Annotated in this window: 19 protein-coding genes and 1 pseudogene; 8 read left to right on the top strand and 12 right to left on the bottom strand. The window is 64.9% G+C overall.

Translation table 11 applies throughout. From position 1 onward, the window contains the following. Positions 1 to 106 precede the first annotated feature (106 nt). From pip to AC25M7_RS00610, 8 genes are all read left to right on the top strand, one after another. Positions 107 to 1,078 carry a prolyl aminopeptidase gene (gene pip, locus AC25M7_RS00645; RefSeq protein WP_028688386.1) on the top strand — a complete coding sequence of 324 codons (972 nt, stop codon included), beginning with the start codon at positions 107 to 109 and terminating at the stop codon, positions 1,076 to 1,078. Further along, positions 1,075 to 1,512, top strand: a complete 438-nt coding sequence (gene dtd / locus AC25M7_RS00640; RefSeq protein ID WP_062362635.1) for a D-aminoacyl-tRNA deacylase — start codon at positions 1,075 to 1,077, stop codon at positions 1,510 to 1,512. Before pip ends, dtd begins: the two co-directional genes overlap by 4 nt. A 263-nt stretch (positions 1,513 to 1,775) precedes the next feature. After that, positions 1,776 to 3,497: a glucan biosynthesis protein G gene (locus AC25M7_RS00635; RefSeq protein ID WP_081791504.1), complete on the top strand. Its 1,722-nt coding sequence runs from the start codon at positions 1,776 to 1,778 to the stop codon at positions 3,495 to 3,497. Beyond that, positions 3,490 to 6,063, top strand: coding sequence for a glucans biosynthesis glucosyltransferase MdoH (gene mdoH / locus AC25M7_RS00630; protein ID WP_486970620.1), 2,574 nt, complete (start codon positions 3,490 to 3,492; stop codon positions 6,061 to 6,063). The genes AC25M7_RS00635 and mdoH overlap by 8 nt, the downstream gene beginning before the upstream one ends. Before the next feature lie 262 nt (positions 6,064 to 6,325). After that, the gene (locus AC25M7_RS00625) at positions 6,326 to 7,123 is read left to right on the top strand and encodes a transporter substrate-binding domain-containing protein (RefSeq protein WP_028688382.1); all 798 of its coding nucleotides are present in this window, start codon (positions 6,326 to 6,328) and stop codon (positions 7,121 to 7,123) included. Between the two features lie 79 nt (positions 7,124 to 7,202). Further along, complete coding sequence (locus AC25M7_RS00620; RefSeq protein ID WP_028688381.1) at positions 7,203 to 8,165, top strand: amino acid ABC transporter permease; 963 nt, start codon at positions 7,203 to 7,205, stop codon at positions 8,163 to 8,165. Beyond that, positions 8,158 to 8,892, top strand: a complete 735-nt coding sequence (locus AC25M7_RS00615) for an amino acid ABC transporter ATP-binding protein (RefSeq protein ID WP_028688380.1) — start codon at positions 8,158 to 8,160, stop codon at positions 8,890 to 8,892. The genes AC25M7_RS00620 and AC25M7_RS00615 overlap by 8 nt, the downstream gene beginning before the upstream one ends. Before the next feature lie 823 nt (positions 8,893 to 9,715). After that, positions 9,716 to 9,880 (top strand): hypothetical protein, encoded by a 165-nt coding sequence (locus tag AC25M7_RS00610; RefSeq protein WP_486970619.1) that lies wholly within the window; start codon positions 9,716 to 9,718, stop codon positions 9,878 to 9,880. Here the strand turns inward: AC25M7_RS00610 and AC25M7_RS00605 are convergent. From AC25M7_RS00605 to ubiE, 12 genes and pseudogenes are all read right to left on the bottom strand, one after another. Beyond that, the gene (locus tag AC25M7_RS00605) at positions 9,870 to 10,574 is read right to left on the bottom strand and encodes a methyl-accepting chemotaxis protein (RefSeq protein ID WP_373875684.1); all 705 of its coding nucleotides are present in this window, start codon (positions 10,572 to 10,574) and stop codon (positions 9,870 to 9,872) included. The two genes, AC25M7_RS00610 and AC25M7_RS00605, sit on opposite strands and share 11 nt — an antisense overlap. 198 nt (positions 10,575 to 10,772) lie before the next feature. Next, a pseudogene (locus tag AC25M7_RS00600) lies at positions 10,773 to 11,813 on the bottom strand (methyl-accepting chemotaxis protein); the annotation flags it as partial. A 155-nt stretch (positions 11,814 to 11,968) separates the two neighbouring features. Further along, positions 11,969 to 13,885: a HAMP domain-containing methyl-accepting chemotaxis protein gene (locus AC25M7_RS00595; RefSeq protein ID WP_486970618.1), complete on the bottom strand. Its 1,917-nt coding sequence runs from the start codon at positions 13,883 to 13,885 to the stop codon at positions 11,969 to 11,971. 99 nt (positions 13,886 to 13,984) lie between these two features. Then, positions 13,985 to 14,692, bottom strand: coding sequence for a 16S rRNA (uracil(1498)-N(3))-methyltransferase (locus AC25M7_RS00590; RefSeq protein ID WP_028688377.1), 708 nt, complete (start codon positions 14,690 to 14,692; stop codon positions 13,985 to 13,987). Then, on the bottom strand, positions 14,689 to 15,480 hold the full coding sequence (gene tatC, locus AC25M7_RS00585; protein ID WP_182321850.1) for a twin-arginine translocase subunit TatC: 792 nt from the start codon (positions 15,478 to 15,480) through the stop codon (positions 14,689 to 14,691). Before tatC ends, AC25M7_RS00590 begins: the two co-directional genes overlap by 4 nt. Next, positions 15,477 to 15,845, bottom strand: a complete 369-nt coding sequence (gene tatB / locus AC25M7_RS00580) for a Sec-independent protein translocase protein TatB (RefSeq protein WP_028688375.1) — start codon at positions 15,843 to 15,845, stop codon at positions 15,477 to 15,479. Before tatB ends, tatC begins: the two co-directional genes overlap by 4 nt. Before the next feature lie 3 nt (positions 15,846 to 15,848). Next, positions 15,849 to 16,121 (bottom strand): twin-arginine translocase TatA/TatE family subunit, encoded by a 273-nt coding sequence (locus AC25M7_RS00575; RefSeq protein ID WP_028688374.1) that lies wholly within the window; start codon positions 16,119 to 16,121, stop codon positions 15,849 to 15,851. Positions 16,122 to 16,285: 164 nt separating this feature from the next. Next, on the bottom strand, positions 16,286 to 16,621 hold the full coding sequence (locus AC25M7_RS00570; RefSeq protein WP_028688373.1) for a phosphoribosyl-ATP diphosphatase: 336 nt from the start codon (positions 16,619 to 16,621) through the stop codon (positions 16,286 to 16,288). A 1-nt stretch (position 16,622) separates the two neighbouring features. Then, positions 16,623 to 17,015, bottom strand: a complete 393-nt coding sequence (gene hisI, locus AC25M7_RS00565) for a phosphoribosyl-AMP cyclohydrolase (protein ID WP_011536069.1) — start codon at positions 17,013 to 17,015, stop codon at positions 16,623 to 16,625. Positions 17,016 to 17,088: 73 nt separating this feature from the next. Continuing rightward, on the bottom strand, positions 17,089 to 18,702 hold the full coding sequence (ubiB, locus tag AC25M7_RS00560) for a ubiquinone biosynthesis regulatory protein kinase UbiB (protein ID WP_028688372.1): 1,614 nt from the start codon (positions 18,700 to 18,702) through the stop codon (positions 17,089 to 17,091). After that, entirely contained in the window at positions 18,699 to 19,322 is a 624-nt protein-coding gene (locus AC25M7_RS00555; RefSeq protein ID WP_182321849.1) for a ubiquinone biosynthesis accessory factor UbiJ, read from the bottom strand. Before AC25M7_RS00555 ends, ubiB begins: the two co-directional genes overlap by 4 nt. Then, on the bottom strand, positions 19,322 to 20,092 hold the full coding sequence (ubiE, locus tag AC25M7_RS00550) for a bifunctional demethylmenaquinone methyltransferase/2-methoxy-6-polyprenyl-1,4-benzoquinol methylase UbiE (protein WP_028688370.1): 771 nt from the start codon (positions 20,090 to 20,092) through the stop codon (positions 19,322 to 19,324). The genes AC25M7_RS00555 and ubiE overlap by 1 nt, the downstream gene beginning before the upstream one ends. Between the last annotated feature and the right edge of the window lie 93 nt (positions 20,093 to 20,185).

The following is a 20,185-nucleotide window of genomic DNA, read 5'->3' as shown; positions in this document are numbered from 1 at the left end:
AAATGTATGTGCCCGGCTCGCGGTGGTGTCCGAGAGGACGGTGCTCAAAGCGCAATTCAGGTTTATGATGGCCCACGGCCGAACCAAACCTCACACGGAGTGCGCGATGCAGACCCTCTACCCGCAGATCAAACCCTACGCCCGGCACGATCTGGCCGTGGAAGCGCCGCATGTGCTGTATGTCGATGAGAGCGGCTCGCCGGAAGGTCTGCCCGTGGTGTTCATCCACGGCGGTCCGGGCGCGGGCTGTGATGCCCAGAGCCGTTGCTACTTCGACCCCAACCTGTACCGCATCGTCACCTTCGACCAGCGCGGCTGCGGTCGCTCCACGCCTCATGCGAGCCTGGAGAACAACACCACCTGGCACCTGGTCGAGGACCTGGAGCGCATCCGCGAGCACCTCGGCATCGAGAAATGGGTGCTGTTCGGCGGCTCCTGGGGCTCCACGCTGGCCCTGGCCTACGCCCAGAAGCACCCCGATCGCGTGCACGGCCTGATCCTGCGCGGCATCTTCCTGTGTCGCCCGCAGGAGATCACCTGGTTCTACCAGGAAGGCGCCAGCCGCCTGTTCCCCGACTATTGGCAGGACTACATCGCGCCGATCCCGGCAGAAGAGCGCGGCGACCTGGTCAAGGCCTTCCACAAGCGCCTGACCGGTAACGACCAGATCGCCCAGATGCATGCTGCCAAGGCCTGGTCGACCTGGGAGGGCCGCACCGCGACCCTGCGTCCGAACCCGCTGGTGGTCGACCGCTTCTCCGAGCCGCAGCGCGCCCTGTCGATTGCTCGCATCGAATGCCACTACTTCACCAACAACGCCTTCCTCGAGCAGGACCAACTGATTCGCGACATGCCGAAGATCGCCCACTTGCCGGCGGTGATCGTGCATGGTCGCTACGACGTGATCTGCCCGCTGGACAACGCCTGGGAGCTGCACCAGGCCTGGCCGAACAGCGAGCTGAAGGTGATCCGCGACGCCGGCCACGCCGCCTCCGAGCCCGGCATCACCGATGCCCTGGTGCGCGCCGCCGACCAGATGGCCCGACGCCTGCTCGACCTGCCCCTGGAAGAAGCATGAAGGGGCTGATCCAGCGCGTGCGCGGCGCCCGGGTTGAGGTGGCGGGGGAAATCGTCGGCGCCATCGACCAGGGGTTGCTGGCGCTGGTGGCGGTCGAGCCTGAAGATTCGCCTGAGCATGCCGACAAGCTGTTGCACAAACTGCTGAACTACCGGGTGTTCAGCGACGAACAGGGCAAGATGAACCGTTCGCTCAAGGATGTCGGTGGTGGCCTGCTGCTGGTGTCGCAGTTCACCCTGGCCGCCGACACCCGCAACGGCATGCGCCCGAGCTTTTCGACGGCTGCGCCACCGGCCCTCGGCGCCGAACTGTTCGACTATCTGCTGCGCCAGGCACAGGGTCAGCACCCGGTTGTGGCCAGTGGTCGCTTCGGTGCCGACATGCAGGTGCATCTGGTCAATGATGGCCCGGTAACATTTATGTTACAAATATGAGGTCAAAAAACCCTTTGTTTGTCGAAAAACAAGGGGTTTTGTACGATAAATAGTTTGTTCAGCCTGATGCGTTGTAACGCGACCTGCTGGATAATCGCGCGCTGCATGAACCTGCGTTCGCAGGTTCGTTTCACTTTGACTCGAGCATTGTCAGGATCCGTTTGGGGAATCATTAGGCCCTCACGGGGTCCGAACAGTGCTCGCCAACCCGGCATTGGTCGCTGGCCGTTGGTTTCATGATCTGTTTTCGGCGAGGATTGCTCGTGATTGTAAGCCCCTGTATTGCACCTAGAATCCCCGGTACCCGGCTGCGCAAGGCCATGCTGGCCGGCGTGGCGCTGGTCGGCCTGATGAGCGCGGGCCAGCTGTGGGCATTCAATCTGGACGATGTTGCAGCCAAGGCAAAGGATCTGGCCGGTCAGAAGTTCGAGGCACCGAAGAGCAACCTGCCGCCGGTGTTCCGCGACATGAAGTACGCCGACTACCAGAAGATCCGCTTCCTGCAGGAAAAGGCCGAGTGGGCCAAGGACAAGACGCCGTTCAAGCTCTCGTTCTACCACCAGGGCATGCATTTCGACACGCCGGTGACCATCAACGAGATCACCGCCAACAAGGTCAGGGAAATCAAGTACGACCCGAGCCGCTTCGAGTTCGGTGACGTGCCGCACGACGCCGACGCCACCAAGAACCTCGGCTACGCCGGTTTCCGCGTGCTCTACCCGATCAACAAGGCCGACAAGCAAGATGAGATCATGACTCTGCTTGGCGCCAGCTATTTCCGCGTGGTCGGCAAGGGCCACCGCTACGGCCTGTCGGCCCGTGGCCTGGCCATCGACACCGCGCTGCCGTCCGGCGAGGAGTTCCCGCGCTTTCGCGAGTTCTGGATCGAAAAACCCAAGCCGAATGACAAGCACCTGGTGATCTACGCACTGCTCGACTCGCCGCGCTCCACCGGCGCCTACAAGCTGACCCTGCGTCCGGGCGAGGATACCCTGGTCGACGTCAAGTCGCGGGTCTACCTGCGTGACAACGTCAGCCGCCTGGGCATCGCCCCGCTGACCAGCATGTACCTGTTCGGCCCCAACCAGCCGTCCAAGGTCATGAACTACCGTCCGGCCCTGCACGATTCCGAAGGCCTGTCGATTCACGCCGGCAACGGCGAATGGCTGTGGCGTCCGCTGAACAACCCCAAACACTTGGCCGTGAGCAACTTCAGTGTCGAGAACCCGCGTGGTTTCGGCCTGCTGCAGCGCCAGCGCGACTTCAGCGACTACGAAGACCTCGACGACGAATACGAGAAGCGCCCGAGCGCCTGGATCGAGCCGAAGGGTGACTGGGGCAAGGGCACTGTCGATCTGGTCGAGATCCCGACCGCCGACGAGACCAACGACAACATCGTGGCCTTCTGGAGTCCGGAAAAACTGCCGGAGGTAGGCAAGCCGTTCGAGTACGACTACCGCCTGCGCTGGACCATCAAGGAAGACCAGCTGCACTCGCCTGAGCTGGGCTGGGTCAAGCAGACCTTGCGTTCCACCGGCGACGTCAAGCAGTCCAACCTGATCCGTCAGCCCGATGGCACCATCGCCTTCCTGGTCGACTTCATCGGCCCGAACCTTGCCAGCCTGCCGGCCGACACCGCCGTGCGCAGTCAGGTCAGCGTTGGCGACAACGCCGAAGTGGTCGAGAACAACCTGCGTTACAACCCGGAAACCAAAGGCTGGCGCCTGACCCTGCGCCTGAAGGTGCAGGATCCGAAGAAATCCACCGAGATGCGCGCCGCGCTGCTGCGTGACGTTCCGGTCGAGCAGCCCAAGCCGGCCAAGGATGCCAAGCAGGACAAGGCCGCGGCCAAGCACGCTCACGCCAAGGCCGAGAAGGCTGCCGAGCAACCCGCCGCCGATGCGGCATCCACCAACGGGACCCCGGCCACCACCGAGAAAGTGCTGACCGAGACCTGGAGCTATCAGTTGCCTGCCGATGAGTAACTCAAGCGCAAGGCCGGAATCGCTGAGCGAATACCTGGCCCACCTTCCCCTGAGCGACGAGCAGCGTGCGGAACTTGCCCGCTGCACCTCCTTCAGCGAGCTGCACCAACACCTGGCGGCCCAACCGGCCGCCGGCACCACCGAGGCCGCCCAGGCTTCGGTGGGCGCCCGTCTTACCGTCGGCAGCGCCGCCGAACTGGAAGACGCCGAGATGCTCGGCGTCGATGCCGGTGGGCGGCTGTGCCTGAAGATCGCCCCGCCGATCAAGCGCACCAAGGTCGTGCCCGAGCCTTGGCGCACCAACATCCTGATCCGCATGTGGCGCCGCATGACCGGCCGCGCCAACGCCCCGCAGCCGCCCAAGCGCGAGCTGCCGCCGGCGCGCTGGCGCACGGTCGGTTCGATCCGCCGTTACATCCTGCTGACCCTGATGATCGGCCAGACCCTCGTCGCCGGCTGGTACATGAAGGGCATCCTGCCTTACCAGGGCTGGTCGTTCGTCGATCTCGACGAGATCCTCAACCAGCCGTTGTGGGACACGGTGGTGCAGGTGTGGCCGTATGCGCTGCAGACCTCCATCCTGGTCCTGTTCGGCATCCTGTTCTGCTGGGTGTCGGCGGGCTTCTGGACCGCCCTGATGGGCTTCCTCGAGCTGCTCACCGGGCGTGACAAGTACAAGATTTCCGGCAGCAGCGCCGGCAACGAGCCGATCGCGCCCGAGGCGCGCACCGCGCTGGTGATGCCGATCTGCAACGAAGACGTGCCACGGGTGTTCGCCGGCCTGCGCGCCACCTTCGAATCGGTGGCCGCCAGCGGCAACCTCGACCGCTTCGATTTCTTCGTGCTCAGCGACACCAACGACACCGATATCGCCGTCGCCGAACAACAGGCCTGGCTCGACGTGTGCCGTGAAACCAAGGGCTTCGGCCGCATCTTCTACCGCCGCCGCCGGCGCCGGGTGAAGCGCAAGAGCGGCAACCTCGACGACTTCTGCCGTCGCTGGGGCGGCGAATACAAGTACATGGTCGTGCTCGACGCCGACAGCGTCATGAGTGGCGAGTGCCTGAGCAGCCTGGTGCGCCTGATGGAGGCCAACCCGGACGCCGGTATCATCCAGACCGGGCCGAAAGCCTCGGGCATGGACACCCTGTATGCGCGCATGCAGCAGTTCGCCACCCGCGTGTACGGCCCGCTGTTCACCGCCGGCCTGCACTTCTGGCAGCTGGGCGAATCGCACTATTGGGGCCACAACGCGATCATCCGCATGAAGCCGTTCATCGAGCACTGCGCCCTGGCGCCGTTGCCGGGCAAAGGTGCGTTTGCTGGTGCGATCCTCTCCCACGACTTCGTCGAAGCCGCGCTGATGCGCCGTGCCGGTTGGGGCGTGTGGATCGCCTACGACCTGCCGGGCAGCTACGAAGAGCTGCCGCCGAACCTGCTCGACGAACTCAAGCGCGACCGCCGCTGGTGCCACGGCAACCTGATGAACTTCCGCCTGTTCCTGGTCAAGGGCATGCACCCGGTGCACCGCGCGGTGTTCCTCACCGGGGTGATGTCGTACCTGTCGGCGCCGCTGTGGTTCCTGTTCCTGGTGCTGTCGACGGCGCTGCTGGCGACCAACACCCTGATGGAGCCGCAGTACTTCATCGAGCCGTTCCAGCTTTACCCGCTGTGGCCGCAGTGGCACCCGGAGAAAGCCATCGCGCTGTTCTCCACCACCATCGTGCTGCTGTTCCTGCCCAAGCTGCTCAGCGTCATCCTGATCTGGGCCAAAGGCGCCACCGAATTTGGCGGGCGCATCAAGGTCACCCTGTCGATGCTGATGGAGATGCTGTTCTCCATGCTGCTGGCGCCGGTGCGGATGATCTTCCACACCCGCTTCGTGCTGGCCGCGTTCCTCGGCTGGGCCGCGACCTGGAACTCGCCGCAGCGTGACGACGACTCGACTCCGTGGAGCGAGGCGGTACGTCGCCATGGTCCGCAGACCCTGCTGGGCATCGCATGGGCTGGCCTGGTGGCCTGGCTGAACCCGAGCTTCCTGTGGTGGCTGGCGCCGATCGTCGGCTCGCTGGTGCTGTCGATCCCGGTGTCGGTAATTTCCAGCCGCACGCGCCTGGGCCTGGCGGCCAAGGACGAGAAGCTGTTCCTCATCCCCGAGGAATATGCAACGCCGCAAGAGCTGCTGGCGACCGACCAGTACACCCACGAGAACCGCTGGCACGCCCTGCATGACGGTTTCGTCCGTGCCGTGGTCGACCCGCGCCAGAACGCCCTGGCCTGTGCCATGGCCACTGCGCGTCACGGCCAGGCGGCTCCGATCGAGGCGCTGCGCGCCGAGCGCGTGGGCAAGGCACTGGAAGTCGGCCCGAAAGGCCTGGACCTGAACACCCGCCTGGCGCTGCTCAGCGATCCGGTGGCGCTATCGCGTCTGCACGAGCAGGTGTGGGCCGGGCATAACACGGCGTGGATCGATGTGTGGCGGGCGTCCATCGCCAACGATCCGCACTCGCCGCTGCTGCCGCTGCATCCGGAGAACGTGGCCCAGCCAGCCTTGGCCGGCGCCTGACCCTTCCTTGGGGCCGCTTCGCGGCCCGTTCGCCGGCAAGCCGGCTCCCACAGGTGCAACATTATCCTTGTGAGAGCCGGCTTGCCGGCGATACGAGGGCAAAGCCCTCGTTCTTCGCCATCTTTTGGCCAACAAAGTCCCCCCCGGCTCTAGGTCCTGCGCCGCGCATGCGTTAGCATCCGTCCCGATATTGCGCATCGGTCTGTCGGACCGTGCTTACAAGAAAAAATCTGCGTACTTCTTGCTAGGGGACTTGGTGATGATTAAGAAATACCTGTCGCGACTGCTGGTAGGTGCGACCGCCCTGATCGCGGTGACCGCCGCCCAGGCCGGCGCCATCGACGACGCGGTCAAGCGTGGCACCCTGCGCGTGGGCATGGACCCGACCTACATGCCGTTCGAAATGACCAACAAGCGCGGTGAGATCATCGGCTTCGAGGTCGACATCCTCAAGGCCATGGCCAAGTCCATGGGCGTCAAGCTGGAGATGGTTTCCACCGCCTACGACGGCATCATCCCGGCCCTGATGACCGACAAGTTCGACTTCATCGGCAGCGGCATGACCCTGACCCAGGAACGCAACCTGCGCCTGAACTTCAGTGAACCCTTCATCGTGGTTGGCCAGACCCTGCTGATCCGCAAGGAGCTGGCGGGCGAGATCAAGTCGTACAAGGACCTGAACAACGAGAAGTACCGCCTCACTTCCAAGCTTGGCACCACCGGCGAGATGGTCGCGAAGAAGCTGATCAGCAAGGCCAAGTACCACGGCTACGACAACGAGCAGGAAGGGGTGATGGACGTGGTCAACGGCAAGGCCGACGCCTTCGTCTACGACTCGCCCTACAACGTGGTGGCGGTGGAGAAGGCCGGCGCCGGCAAGCTGGTGTTCCTGGAAGAGCCTTTCACCTACGAGCCGCTGGCCTTCGGCCTGAAGAAAGGCGACTACGACAGCATCAACTACATCAACAACTTCCTGCACCAGATCAAGCATGACGGGACCTACGATCGTATTCACGACAAGTGGTTCAAGAGCAAGGACTGGCTGAAGGAAATGGAATAAGGCCCGGGCCAAAACCCCAGGCACTGACCTCGACGCGCAGGCAAGCCCTGCGCGTTTCGCTTTTACGGAAGTACCCCACGTGATCAAACACAAGAAAGCACAGTGGCCCTGGCATGGGCTGACCGCGCTGGTCCTGGTGGGCCTGGCGTTCAGCCTGTACCTGGCCACCTCGATGATTTCCTATGAGTGGCGCTGGAACCGCGTTCCGCAATACTTCGCCTACAAGGCCGAGGAAACCCAGCGTGCCACCAACCCAGGCACGGTCGAGGAAATCGTGGTGTCCGGCGACAATGCCCGGGTCACCCTGAAGGACGAGAACGGCGACAACCAGGTCGTCGAAGTGGCCAAGGACAGCATGCTGCTGGCCCGCGGCGACGACGTCGCCGAGGGCGATGCCATCGGCGTCACCCGCCACTGGGCCGCCGGCCCCTTGGCCTGGGGTCTGTGGACGACGCTGTGGATCTCGGTGATCTCCGGCGCCCTGGGCCTGGTGATCGGCCTGTTCGCCGGGCTGTGCCGGCTGTCGAACAACCCGACCTTGCGTGATCTTTCCACTGTCTATGTCGAGCTGGTGCGTGGCACGCCGCTGCTGGTGCAGATCTTCATCTTCTACTTCTTCATCGGTACCGTGCTCAACCTGTCCCGCGAGTTCGCCGGGGTGGCGGCGCTGGCGCTGTTCACCGGCGCCTACGTGGCCGAGATCGTCCGTGCCGGCGTGCAGTCGATCGCCAAGGGGCAGAACGAGGCGGCGCGATCGCTGGGCCTGAACGGCGCCCAGTCGATGCGTCACGTGATCCTGCCGCAGGCGTTCAAGCGCGTGCTGCCGCCGCTGGCCGGGCAGTTCATCAGCCTGGTCAAGGACACCTCGCTGGTGTCGGTGATCGCCATCACCGAGCTGACCAAGAGCGGCCGCGAGGCCATCACCACCTCGTTCTCGACCTTCGAGATCTGGTTCTGCGTGGCGGGCCTGTACCTGCTGATCAACCTGCCGCTGTCGCACATCGCCAGCCGGCTCGAGCGGAGGCTTGCGCAAAGTGATTGAAGTCCGTGACCTGCTGAAAGTCTTCGACACCCGGGGCCAGGTGGTGCGCGCGGTGGACAACGTCACCACCCAGGTCGCCAAGGGCGAGGTGGTGGTGGTGCTGGGGCCGTCGGGCTCGGGCAAGTCGACCTTCCTGCGCTGCCTGAACGGCCTGGAGCATTTCGACGAGGGCCATGTGTCCATCGGCGGTTTGCAGCTGGACGACCCGAAGACCGATATCAACGCCTATCGCCGAGAAGTCGGCATGGTGTTCCAGCATTTCAACCTGTTCCCGCACATGACCGTGCTGGAGAACCTGTGCCTGGCGCAGAAGGTGGTGCGTAAGCGCAACAAGGCCGAGCGCGAGGCCAAGGCCCGGGCGTTGCTGGAAAAGGTCGGTATCGCGCAGAAGGCCAACGAGTACCCGTCGCGGCTCTCCGGTGGCCAGCAGCAGCGGGTGGCCATCGCCCGGGCCCTGGCGATGGACCCGAAGGTGATGCTGTTCGACGAACCGACCTCGGCGCTCGATCCGGAGATGGTCGGGGAGGTGCTGGATGTGATGAAGACCCTTGCCCAGGAAGGCATGACCATGGTCTGCGTGACGCACGAGATGGGCTTTGCCCGGGAAGTGGCGGATCGGGTGTTGTTCTTTGACCACGGGAAGTTGCTGGAAGATTCGCCGCCGCAGGAATTCTTTGCTGCGCCGAAGGATTTGCGGGCCCAGGCGTTCTTGCGGCAAGTTTTGTGATTGTGTTTAGACCTGCGTAAACCGTGGGTGCAATGTATGTGATCAAAACTGTTCAGGCCTCTTGCTATATATTGGCGAGAGGCCTGACTGTCGAAATACCACCACCTTCCAATCAAAGAGTGCTCATTTCTTGATCTTGATCTTGATCTTGATCTTGATCTTGATCTTGCTTCTAAGTGCGCGATAGTTCAGGCGCCGCCAATTGCGACTTCAGGAGGCCGAGCGGAGTTCTTGCGCAGGGAGGTGACGGGCATGGATGCCCGTCAAGCGCTGCGCCCCAGGATGGGGCGTTCAGCGCGGTCCTCCCGGGAGCAAGAACGGAGCGAGGGAACCCCGGAGCGAAGCGTAGGGGCCGGATGAATGGAGCGAGGATTTTTTGCTTACTTTTTGATCCTTCAAAAAGTGAGCCGCCGTAAGGGCGGAAAGGTGACTTCGCGTCACCATCGCCAATGAATGCGCATACAGCTTTCAAAACACACGCTCTAAAAGTCAAAGTCAAAGTCAAAGTCAAAGTCAAAGTCGGTCGGCGCTGGTTTCAATGGTTGTAAGTGCATTCGTTTGCGATGTCGACGCATAGTCACCTTTTCGCCCTTACGGCGAGTTCCTTTTTGAAGGATCAAAAAGGAACCAAAAAATCCTCGCTCCATTCATCCGGCCCTCCGCTTCGCTCCGGGTCCCCTCCCTCCGGCCTTGCTCCCGGGAGGACCGCGCTGCAGGGCCCATCCTGGGCCCCAGCGCTTGACGGGCATCCATGCCCGTCACCTCCCTCCGCAAGGCCTGCGTTCGGCCTCCTGAAGTCGCGAAGTTACGGGCGGCGCCTGGGATGGCGCAGCTGTCGCTAGTGGGCTGCAGGGTTAATCTTCTGAGCGCCAAAGCCAAAGCCAAAGCCAAAGCCAAAGCCAAAGCCAAAGCCAAAGCCAAAGCCGAAGCCGTCGGTCTGGTTTCAGGTCCTGGCGATCTGGGCGCGCCTGCAAGGCTTAGAGATTGAACCTTCCCACCATGCCCCGCAACTGCTGCCCCAACTGCTCCAACTCCCCACTCGAAACCGCAGTCTGTTCACTGGCCGCCCGCGTCTGTTCCGAAACATCACGTACATTGATCACGTTTCGGTTGATCTGCTCGGCCACCACGCTCTGCTGCTCACTGGCCGTGGCAATCTGCTGGTTCATCCCCTGGATCGTCGACACCGTCTCGGTAATCTGCCCCAGCGCAGCGCCAGCCTTGCGGCTGAGTTCGACGCTTTGCCCGGTCAGGCGCTTGCTGTCGTCCAGAAGGCCGGTCACCTCGTCGGTGCCGCGGTGCAGGCTGTCGATCAGCAGCTCGATCTCTTCGGTCGACTGCTGCGTGCGCTGGGCCAGGCCGCGCACCTCGTCGGCCACCACGGCGAAACCGCGCCCGGCCTCGCCGGCCCGGGCTGCCTCGATGGCGGCGTTGAGCGCCAGCAGGTTGGTCTGCTCGGACACCGACTTGATCACATCGAGAATCGAACCGATACGCTGGCTTTCACCGGCCAGGTGACCCATAGCCGTGAGGCAGTGGTCCATCTGCCTCGCCAACTGCTCGATGCGGGCAATCGCCTCGGCCACCACCTGATCACCCAGCTGTGCCTGGCGGTCGGCGGTGGTGGCCGCCTGGGAGGCCTGCTCGGCATTTTGCGCGACCTCCTGCACCGTGGCGCTCATCTGGTTCATGGCCGTGGCCACCTGGTCGGTCTCCTCGCGCTGCTGGCCGATTCGCTCGCGGGTGTCCACGCTGGCGCCGGCCAGCGCCGTCGCGGCTCTGGACAGTTGGCCGACACCCTGGTCGATGCCGCCGAGCAGCTCGCGCAGGCTCAAGGTCATCTCGCGCATGCTGGCCTGCAGCTGCCCCATCTCGTCGCGGCGCTGCACCGTCTGTACCTGGCTGAGGTCGCCACGGGCGATACGCGCGGCCTGGGCCAGCACCTGGCGCAGGGGCTGGGTTACCTGCCGGGTGATCAGCCAGGCAGCGAGGATGCCGAACACCAGTGCTAGCACAGCCACGCTGGTCAGCAGCGAACGGTCGGCCAGGGCCTCGTTGTCGCGCTGCTCGACTTTGCGCTCGCTCAGTTCACCGCTTACGGCCTGCAGCTCGTCACCCATTTTCTCCATGCCGTCCTGCAACTGCTCGACCTTGAGCGCGGCCTCGCGATATTGGTGCAGGACGTCGCGGTAGCGGTCCAGTTCCACCTGTGGGCGCTGGGTCAATGTGCCGGGCAGTTCCAGCGGGGTGATTGCCCGCAGCAACTGGCCAAGGCTGGCATTCGCCGCCTGCAGCGCGTCATCGCCCATGCTGGCAAAGCTGTCCCGGGGTGAGAAGGCATAGGCTGGCACCAGGCTTTGCTGGCTGGCGGACTCGATATGGCGGCCCAGAGTGTCCATGAGCCCGACCACGCTGCTCTGCGGGCCGTCGCCCGACAGCTTCAGCAGGGCTTGGGTCTGCAGTTCGTCGATCACGGTTTCGAGCACGCCAGACTGCGCCTGCATCGCCGCATGCAAGCCTTCGCGGCTGTCCACGGTACCTTGTAGGGTGGCGAAGTCGCCCTTCAGGCGCTGCAGCAACTGCAGCTTCTGGCTCAGCATCTGTCGCGACGAATCGAGGCCGCTGCGTTGCTGCAGCAGGGTCAGGCGGTCGTGCAACTGTTCCAGGATGGTCGCGATGCGTGTCCTGCTGACGTCGTCGGCGAGTACCCGGTAGGTGATGCGCTCGGCGCGCAGGTCACGGGTCAGATCGTTGAGTTGGCCGATGTCGCTCAGTTGTTCCGAGCGCTCGATGGCGCCGTCCAGCGCACGCCAGCCGCTGAGTGTGGTGGCCAGGGTGAGCAGCAGCACCACGGCGAAACCCAGGGTGAGCTTGAGCCCGACGCCGAGGTTGCCGAGTTGGCGGTCAAGGTATCCGAACATGGCAGGTCTCCGTCCGATTGAGAAAAGGCCATGGCAGCAGATTGCCGCCATGGCCTTTGCTCATCGGCCGGAAGTCCGTCGGACTGGACCTGCAAATTGAGTAGGAAAATTCTCTGAGGGATGAAGGGTAGTACCTACAGCCCGCAAGCCGCGAATTAGAGCCTGAAACGCCCCACCAGGCCCTGCAGGTGCGTTCCCAGGCGGGCAAGCTCGACGCTGGAGCTGGCGGTCTCCTCGCTGGCTGCCGAGGTCTGGTCGGAGATGTCGCGCACGTTCATCACGCTGCGGTTGATCTCTTCGGCCACGGCGCTCTGCTGTTCGGCGGCGGTGGCGATCTGCTGGTTCATCGACTGGATCGACGACACTGTGCGGGTGATGGTGCCCAGCGAGTCGCCAGCGCGGCGGGTCAGCTCGACGCTGCTATCGGTCAGGGCGCGGCTGCTGTCCATGACGCTGGCCACGCGCTCGGTGCCGTTCTGCAGGCTGGCGATCAGTTCCTCGATCTCCTCGGTGGACTGCTGGGTGCGCTGGGCCAGGCTGCGCACCTCGTCGGCGACCACGGCGAAGCCACGGCCCGCTTCGCCAGCGCGGGCGGCTTCGATGGCGGCGTTGAGCGCCAGCAGGTTGGTCTGCTGGGCCACCGACTTGATCACATCCAGCACGCTGCCGATCTTGTCGCTCTCGGCCTTGAGCTGGCTCATCGCTTCGCTGGAGTTGACCACCTCGCCGGCCAGGCGCTCGATCTGGCTGATCGCCTCGCCCACCACCTTGTCACCCTCGCGGGCCTGCTGGTCGGCCATCAGCGCCGCTTCCGAGGCTTGCTCGGCGTTGCGCGCCACTTCCTGGACGGTGGCGGCCATCTCGTTCATGGCAGTGGCGACCTGGTCGGTCTCGACCTTCTGGTTGTTGACCCCGGCGCTGGTCTGCTCGGTGACCGCCGACAGTTCCTCGGCGGCGCTGGCGATCTGCGTCACGCCGTCACCAATGCCCCCGATGAGCTCACGCAGGCCCTGGGTCATGCGCTGCATGCTGGCCTGCAGCTGGCCCAGTTCGTCGCGCCGATCGGCCTTGAGGTCCTGGCGCAGGTCGCCGCCGGCCACGCGCTCGGCGGCGGCGAGGGTCTGGCGCAGCGGCACGATGATCTGCCGGGTGATGGCGAAGGCGGCCAGCACCCCCAGCAGCAGCGCCAGGGCGGTGGCGCCGGCCAGCAGGGTCTTGGCCTGCTGGGTGCCCTGGTCGCGCACGGTGGTTTGCGAGACGGTCATTTCCTGGCTGGCGGACAGCAGCACCTGGCCTTGCGCGGCCATGCGCGCCAGCGCCTGCTCACTGGCCGTCTGGGCGTTGCCGAACTGGTTCACCGCGTCGCGGTACGCGGCCAGTGCGCTGGCCGCGTCGTCGAGGCTGGCGGCGAATTCGGCCGGAAGCTTGCCTGGCAGGGCCTTGAGTACGGTCATGGCCTGGTCGATGGCGCCGAGCGCGGTCTGCTGGAACTCGGCCTTGCCGCTGTAGGTGTAGCCGCGCACCTGGAAGCGTGCCTGCTGCAACAGGGCGGCGACCTGCACCACCTCCTGGTACTGCTGGATATCGCCGCCCTGCAGCAGGCGCTGCTGGACCTTGGCGATCAGCTCGGCGGCCTTGTCGGCGCTGTCGCCCAAAGTGGCGCGGCTGGCCTCGCGGCGCAGGCCGGCCTGCTTGAGTTCGGCGAAGGCCTGCTGGTACTGGCGCACGGCGTCCTGCTGCTTGTCCAGGCGTTGGCGGTCGGCGGGGAGTTCGATCTGGCCGAGCATGAACTGCACCTGGCGCTCGAGGTTGGCCAGGGCCTTTTCCAGTTCCGCCACGGCGGCGTCGTCACGGTTGCGCTCATAGCCCAGGCGGGCCAGGCGCAGGTCCTGGGTGTACTGGTGGATCACCGAGATGTTGCCGAGCTTGTCGCCACGGCTGGTGACGCTGTCGATGCCCAGCCAGCCGGTGAAGGTGATGCCGAGGGTGAGCAGCAGCACCAGGCCGAAGCCGATCCCCAACTTGCGATTGACGCTTACATTTCCCAGTGACTGGGCAAACCAACGGTACATAGACGACTCCCCGGCGCGTGGCAGTGCGGATTATTGTTCTGTTGCACAGGCCATCGGCGCGGGGCGGGGAAACTTGATGGCAAAAACTTGACTATTGCGTCAGAAAATTCGCGAGAGCAGGGCGGTGACCGCCGTTTCCACCCGCAGGATGCGATCGCCCAGCTGCACCGGGGCCAGGCCGGCCTTGCCGAGCAGCTCGACCTCGTAGGGGATCCAGCCGCCTTCGGGGCCGATCGCCAGGGTCACCGGGCCTTCCACGGCGCGCGGGCAGGCAGGGTAGGGGCCGGGGTGGCCGACCAGGCCCAAGGAGCCTTCGGCGATGGCGGGCAGGCGGTCTTCGACGAAGGGCTTGAAGCGCTTCTCGATGATCACTTCCGGGAGCACCGTGTCACGGGCTTGCTCCAGGCCGAGAATGAGGTTTTCGCGGATGGTCTCGGACTGCAGAAACGGCGTCTGCCAGAAGCTCTTCTCGACCTTGTAGCTGTTGACCAGGATCAGCCGCGGCACGCCCAGGGTGGCGACCGTCTGGAACAGCCGACGCAACATCTTTGGCCGCGGCACGGCCAGCACCAGGGTCAGCGGCAGCTTGGCCGGCGGCGGCTGGTCGAAGGCCACCCGCAGTTCGGCCTCATGGCCTTCGAGGCGGATGACCTCGGCCTTGCCCATCAGGCCGCCGATGCGCCCGACGCGCAGGTTGTCGCCCACCGCCACACGGTGGATCTCCTGCATGTGGGTGAAGCGGCGATCAGCCAGGACGACACGGTCGGCCGACACGAAGTCGGCCTCTTCAAGAAGCAACAGGTTCACGGTTGGGTCGCTGGCGGCTGGTCGTTGTGGTCGTTGCTCGCTTCGTCCGGCTCGTGGCTGCGCTTGCGGATCAGGCTGCCGCACAGCACGCCGACCTCGAACAGCATCCACATGGGCACGGCCAGCAGGGTCTGGGAGAAGATGTCCGGCGGGGTGAGGATCATGCCGACCACGAAGCAGCCGATGATCACGTACGGGCGGATCTTCTTCAGGTACTGCACGTCGACCACGCCGATCCACACCAGCAGCACCACCGCCACCGGAATCTCGAAGGCGACGCCGAAGGCGAAGAACAGGGTCATGACGAAGTCGAGGTAGCTGGAAATGTCGGTCATCATCGACACGCCCTCGGGGGTGGCGCTGGCGAAGAAGCCGAAGATCAGCGGGAACACCAGGAAGTAGGCGAAGGCCATGCCGGCATAGAACAGGACGATGCTCGATACCAGCAGCGGGATGGCGATGCGCTTTTCGTGGCGGTACAGGCCCGGAGCGATGAAGCCCCAGATCTGCTGCAGGATGAACGGGATCGCCAGGAACAGCGAGACGATCATGGTCAGCTTGAACGGCGTCAGGAACGGCGAGGCCACGTCGGTGGCGATCATCGTCGCGTTGGCCGGCAGGTGCGCGCGCAGCGGCGCCGAGACCAGGGTGTAGATCTGCTGGGCGAAGGAGAACAGCCCGGCGAAGATCAGGAAGATGGCGGCGACGCAGCGCAGCAGGCGGGTGCGCAGTTCGGTCAGGTGCGAGACCAGCGGCATCGGCTGGTCATGTTCCGGATTCTCGCTCATGGGGCTCGTGGCGGTTGGGGCGGCTCGGAGGGTGGCGTCGCGGTCGGCTGCGCGGGGGCGGCTTCGACGGCGGGTGTGGCGGGCGTTTCAGCGCTGGTCGGCGGCTGCGCCGGTGGCGTCAGCGGGTTGAGGATGCGCTTGGCCTCCTGCTCCATCTGCAGGATGTGCTCGTTGTGCAACTGGCGGCGGATGTCGTCGGCGCCGATCTCGCGCTCGACCTCCATCTTGATCGCGTTGAAGCTGCGCTTGAGGCGGCCGATCCACAGGCCCGCGGTGCGCGCGGCCCCCGGCAGGCGCTCGGGACCGAGCACCAGCAGGGCGACCAGGCCGACGAGCAGCAGCTCGCTGAAACTGATGCCGAACATGGGTCAGTCTTTCCGCTGTGGCTCTTGGACCGGCTGGGCCTGGCCCTCGATGGTGTGGCCCTGGGCCTGCTGCGCGGTGTTCTGCACCGGCGGAACCGGTTGGGCCGGCGGCGGGGTCTGCTCGGCGGGCTTGGTTTCTTCTTCGTTCATGGCCTTGCGGAAGCCCTTGATCGATTCGCCCAGGTCGCTGCCGAAGTTCTTCAGTTTCTTGGTGCCAAACACCAGCACCACGACGACCAGCAGGACGATCCAGTGTTTCCAGTCAAAAATACCCATTTCGTACTCCTGAAAAATGTGTGTCGGTCTATCGGGCCCTGGGGCTGCCTTGCAGCCCATCACAGGGTTCAGCGAATCGTTCAGGCGACGCGGCCCCCTGTAGGAGCGGCCTTGCCGAGGCGTCGGACCGGTCGGAAAGGGGCGCAACGCGCCCCCGGCAATCTTCAGGCAGACGGCTGACGCGCAGCCTTCTCATCATGCCCGGACAATCCGAACCGACGCTCCAGCTCGTCGAGCACCGCCTGCGGATGCTGGCCGAGCGCGCTGAGCATGACCAGGCTATGAAACCACAGGTCTGCGGTTTCATAGATGACATCGCTGTAATCCTTGCTGACGGCGGCATCCTTGGCGGCGATGATGGTCTCGATGGACTCTTCGCCGAGCTTCTCGAGGATCTTGTTCAGGCCCTTGTGATACAGGCTGGCCACGTAGCTGCTGTCCGGCGCCGCGTGCTTGCGTTCTTCCAGCACCTCGGCGAGGCGGTTCAGGGTGTCGCTCATGTCAGTGTCCTGCGCTGTAGATGGCGTTCGGATCCTTCAGGACCGGGTCGACGGTTTTCCACTGGCCGTCCTCGAAGACGCGGTAGAAGCAGCTTTCGCGGCCGGTATGGCAGGCGATATGGCCCAGTTGCTCGACCATCAGGATGATCACGTCGGCGTCGCAGTCCAGGCGCATTTCATGCAGTTTCTGCACATGGCCCGACTCTTCGCCCTTGCGCCACAGCTTGCCCCGCGAGCGCGACCAGTAGATGGCGCGATGCTCGGCGGCGGTCAGGGCGAGGGATTCACGGTTCATCCAGGCCATCATCAGCACGCGCCCGGTCTTGTGGTCCTGGGCGATCGCCGGCACCAGGCCATCGCTGTTCCACTTGATCTCGTCCAGCCAGTCTTTCATCGTCGACTCCAAACCAGGCCCGCTCCCGTACCGGGCCCCTGTACGCTAGTGTGCCAGCCGACGGCGCGGCTGGCTATCGGCGCACGATAAGGTACAGGCCCGCGGCCAGCATCAGCCACGCCGGCCAGGTGGCCGGGGCGCTGAGGCTGACGGCGCCGGCGGCCAGCGTCGCTCCGCCGCCGAGCAGGCCGGCACCGAGCAGGCGCAGCGCCCAGTTGTCGCCGGCGCGGCGTCGCTCGGGCAGTTGCGCATCGTGCAGGTGCGGTTGCGACAGGCGCTCGAGCAGGTCGCGGGTCATGTCGGCCAGGTGCGGCAACTGCTCGGCCTGGCTGTACAGGTTGCCGATAACCGCCTTCGGGCTCATGCGCTCGCGCATCCAGCGTTCGAGGAACGGCTTGGCGGTGCTCCACAGGTCCAGGTCGGGATAAAGCTGGCGGCCCAGGCCTTCGATATTCAGCAGGGTCTTTTGCAGCAGCACCAACTGCGGCTGGACTTCCATGTTGAAGCGCCGGGCAGTCTGGAACAGGCGCATCAGCACTTGGCCGAAGGAGATGTCCTTCAACGGCTTTTCGAAGATTGGCTCGCACACGGTGCGGATCGCCGCCTCGAATTCGTTGACCTTGGTCTGCGCCGGCACCCAGCCCGAATCGATGTGCAACTGGGCCACGCGGCGGTAGTCGCGCTTGAAGAAGGCGATCAGGTTGCGGGCCAGGTAGTCCTGGTCCTCGGCGGTGAGGCTGCCGACGATGCCGCAGTCGATGGCGATGTACTGCGGGCTCCATGGCTTGACCGTGCTGACGAAGATGTTGCCCGGGTGCATGTCGGCGTGGAAGAAGCTGTCGCGGAACACCTGGGTGAAGAACACTTCCACACCCCGCTCGGCGAGCATCTTCATGTCGGTGCGCTGGTCCGCCAGCGTGACCATGTCGGTGACCGGTACGCCGTAGATCCGCTCCATCACCAGCACCTTGGGCCGGCAGAAGTCCCAGTACACCTGGGGCACGTACATCAGCTCGGAGCCTTCGAAGTTGCGCCGCAGCTGGCTGGCGTTGGCCGCCTCGCGCAGCAGGTCGAGCTCGTCGTAGATGGTCTTCTCGTAGTCGCCGACGATCTCCACCGGGTGCAGGCGACGGGCATCGGCCGAGGCGCGTTCGGCGGCCTTGGCGATCAGGAACAGCCAAGCCAGGTCCTGGGCGATGACTGGCTTGAGGCCCGGGCGCACCACCTTGACCACCACTTCCTCGCCGCTCTTGAGGCGCGCGGCGTGGACCTGGGCCACCGAGGCCGAGGCCAGCGGCTCGACGTCGAAGCGGCTGAACACCTCGGCCACCTTAGCCCCGAGCTGTCCCTCGATCAGCGCCACGGCGTGCTGCGGGTCGAACGGCGGTACCCGGTCCTGCAGCAGCATCAGCTCGTCGGCGATGTCGGTGGGCAGCAGGTCGCGGCGGGTGGAGAGCAACTGGCCGAACTTGATGAAGATCGGCCCCAGGTCCTGCAGCGCCAGGCGCAGGCGCGCGCCGCGGCTCAGCTCCAGGGGCTTGCGCGGCAGCCAGCGCCAGGGCATCAGCAGGCGCAGGCTGGCCAGCCACCAGGGCAGCAGGGGCTGTTCGAACAGCAGGTCATCGAGGCGGTAGCGGATCACGACGCGCTGGATGCGCAACAGACGGCGGACGGCGAGCAGCTTCATGCGTTATCGCTGGTATCAAGAGTGTGGGCGAGGCGGCGCAGGCGCGCCTCGAGACGTTCGATGTCGACTTTCAGCGCATCGAGCTCGCTGAACGCCGCTTCGGCTTCGCGTTTGCCGACCAGGGTGCGGGATTCCTCGGCCAGGTACTCGGAGAGGTTCTCGCCGAAACGGGCCAGACCCTGGCGGGTCCAGCGCGCGCGCAGGCGCAGGTGGCCGGCGATCAGCGCGGTGGGCACCGGGCCCAGCCAGCGCTGCAGCTCGTATTCCCAGTCCAGCTCCAGGTCTTGCACGATGCCGAACAGGTCGAGCAGCACGGCGCTGTCGCCATGCAGTTCGACCTGGGGGCTGTGCAGTACGGCGGTCTTGTCCTTGGCCAGGGCCAGCTGCGCCAGGCGCCCGGCGGGGGCACGCAGGGTGCAGTCGACCTCGCCCTCCCAGTGGGCGGCGAGCATCAGGCCTTCCTCGTCGGGCAGCACGAACACCTTCAGGGCCGGCTGCACGCAGTCGATCTCGATCACCCGGCCCTCCAGCGCCGCCAGGCGCGGGAGGGCGGTGCTGTCCAGGCGCAGGACACGGTTGAGCCCGTGCTCGGCGCTGGCGAGCAGGCCGGCCAGGAGCATCAGGGCTTGATCCCCCGGTGCACGGCGACGATGCCGCTGGTCATGTTGTGGTAGGTGACGCGGTCGAAGCCAGCCTCGACCATCATGCTCTTGAGCGTTTCCTGGTCGGGGTGCATGCGGATCGATTCGGCCAGGTAGCGGTAGCTTTCCGCGTCGTTGGTGATCAGCTTGCCGGCCAGCGGCATGAAGGCGAACGAATAGGCGTCGTAGGCCTTGGACATCAACTTGTTGGTCGGCTTGGAGAACTCCAGGATCAACAGGCGGCCACCAGGCTTGAGCACCCGCAGCATGGAACGGATGGCTTCGTCCTTGTGGGTCACGTTGCGCAGGCCGAAAGCGATGGTCACGCAGTCGAAGTGGTTGTCCGGGAACGGCAGCTTCTCGGCGTCGGCCTGGACGAACTCGATGTTGCCGGCCACGCCGCGGTCGAGCAGGCGGTCACGGCCGACCTTGAGCATCGAGTCGTTGATGTCGGCCAGCACCACCTGGCCGGTCGGGCCGACCAGGCGCGAGAACTTGGCGGCCAGGTCGCCGGTGCCACCGGCGATGTCCAGCACCCGGTTGCCGCTGCGCACGCCGGACAGCTCGATGGTGAAGCGCTTCCACAGGCGGTGCATGCCGCCGGACAGCACGTCGTTCATCAGGTCGTACTTGGCGGCCACCGAGTGGAATACCTCGGCGACTTTCTTCGCCTTCTGGCTCTCGGGCACGTCCTGGTAGCCGAAGTGGGTAGTGGGTTCGGCGTGGTCGCCTTTGCGCTGGTCGGTCATATCGCTTCACCAGAAAAAAATTACGGCCATTCTAGGGGCTGCGGGCGGATTTGTCTTGGCGGGGTGTGTCATGCAGAGGGGGCGGGCATAATG

The sequence above is a fragment of the Pseudomonas sp. P106(2024) genome, from assembly GCF_057480815.1.
This window is presented reverse-complemented; position numbering and strand designations above follow the sequence as displayed.

Coding starts and splice junctions, on each gene's coding strand:
- dtd (WP_062362635.1), top strand. CDS start 1,075: ATGAAGGGGCTGATCCAGCGCGTGCGCGGCGCCCGGGTTGAGGTGGCG.
- AC25M7_RS00595 (WP_486970618.1), bottom strand. CDS start 13,885: ATGTACCGTTGGTTTGCCCAGTCACTGGGAAATGTAAGCGTCAATCGC.
- hisI (WP_011536069.1), bottom strand. CDS start 17,015: ATGAAAGACTGGCTGGACGAGATCAAGTGGAACAGCGATGGCCTGGTG.
- pip (WP_028688386.1), top strand. CDS start 107: ATGCAGACCCTCTACCCGCAGATCAAACCCTACGCCCGGCACGATCTG.
- tatB (WP_028688375.1), bottom strand. CDS start 15,845: ATGTTCGGCATCAGTTTCAGCGAGCTGCTGCTCGTCGGCCTGGTCGCC.
- AC25M7_RS00570 (WP_028688373.1), bottom strand. CDS start 16,621: ATGAGCGACACCCTGAACCGCCTCGCCGAGGTGCTGGAAGAACGCAAG.
- tatC (WP_182321850.1), bottom strand. CDS start 15,480: ATGAGCGAGAATCCGGAACATGACCAGCCGATGCCGCTGGTCTCGCAC.
- mdoH (WP_486970620.1), top strand. CDS start 3,490: ATGAGTAACTCAAGCGCAAGGCCGGAATCGCTGAGCGAATACCTGGCC.
- AC25M7_RS00575 (WP_028688374.1), bottom strand. CDS start 16,121: ATGGGTATTTTTGACTGGAAACACTGGATCGTCCTGCTGGTCGTCGTG.
- ubiE (WP_028688370.1), bottom strand. CDS start 20,092: ATGACCGACCAGCGCAAAGGCGACCACGCCGAACCCACTACCCACTTC.
- AC25M7_RS00610 (WP_486970619.1), top strand. CDS start 9,716: ATGGCGCAGCTGTCGCTAGTGGGCTGCAGGGTTAATCTTCTGAGCGCC.
- ubiB (WP_028688372.1), bottom strand. CDS start 18,702: ATGAAGCTGCTCGCCGTCCGCCGTCTGTTGCGCATCCAGCGCGTCGTG.
- AC25M7_RS00605 (WP_373875684.1), bottom strand. CDS start 10,574: ATGAGCGCCACGGTGCAGGAGGTCGCGCAAAATGCCGAGCAGGCCTCC.
- AC25M7_RS00555 (WP_182321849.1), bottom strand. CDS start 19,322: ATGCTCCTGGCCGGCCTGCTCGCCAGCGCCGAGCACGGGCTCAACCGT.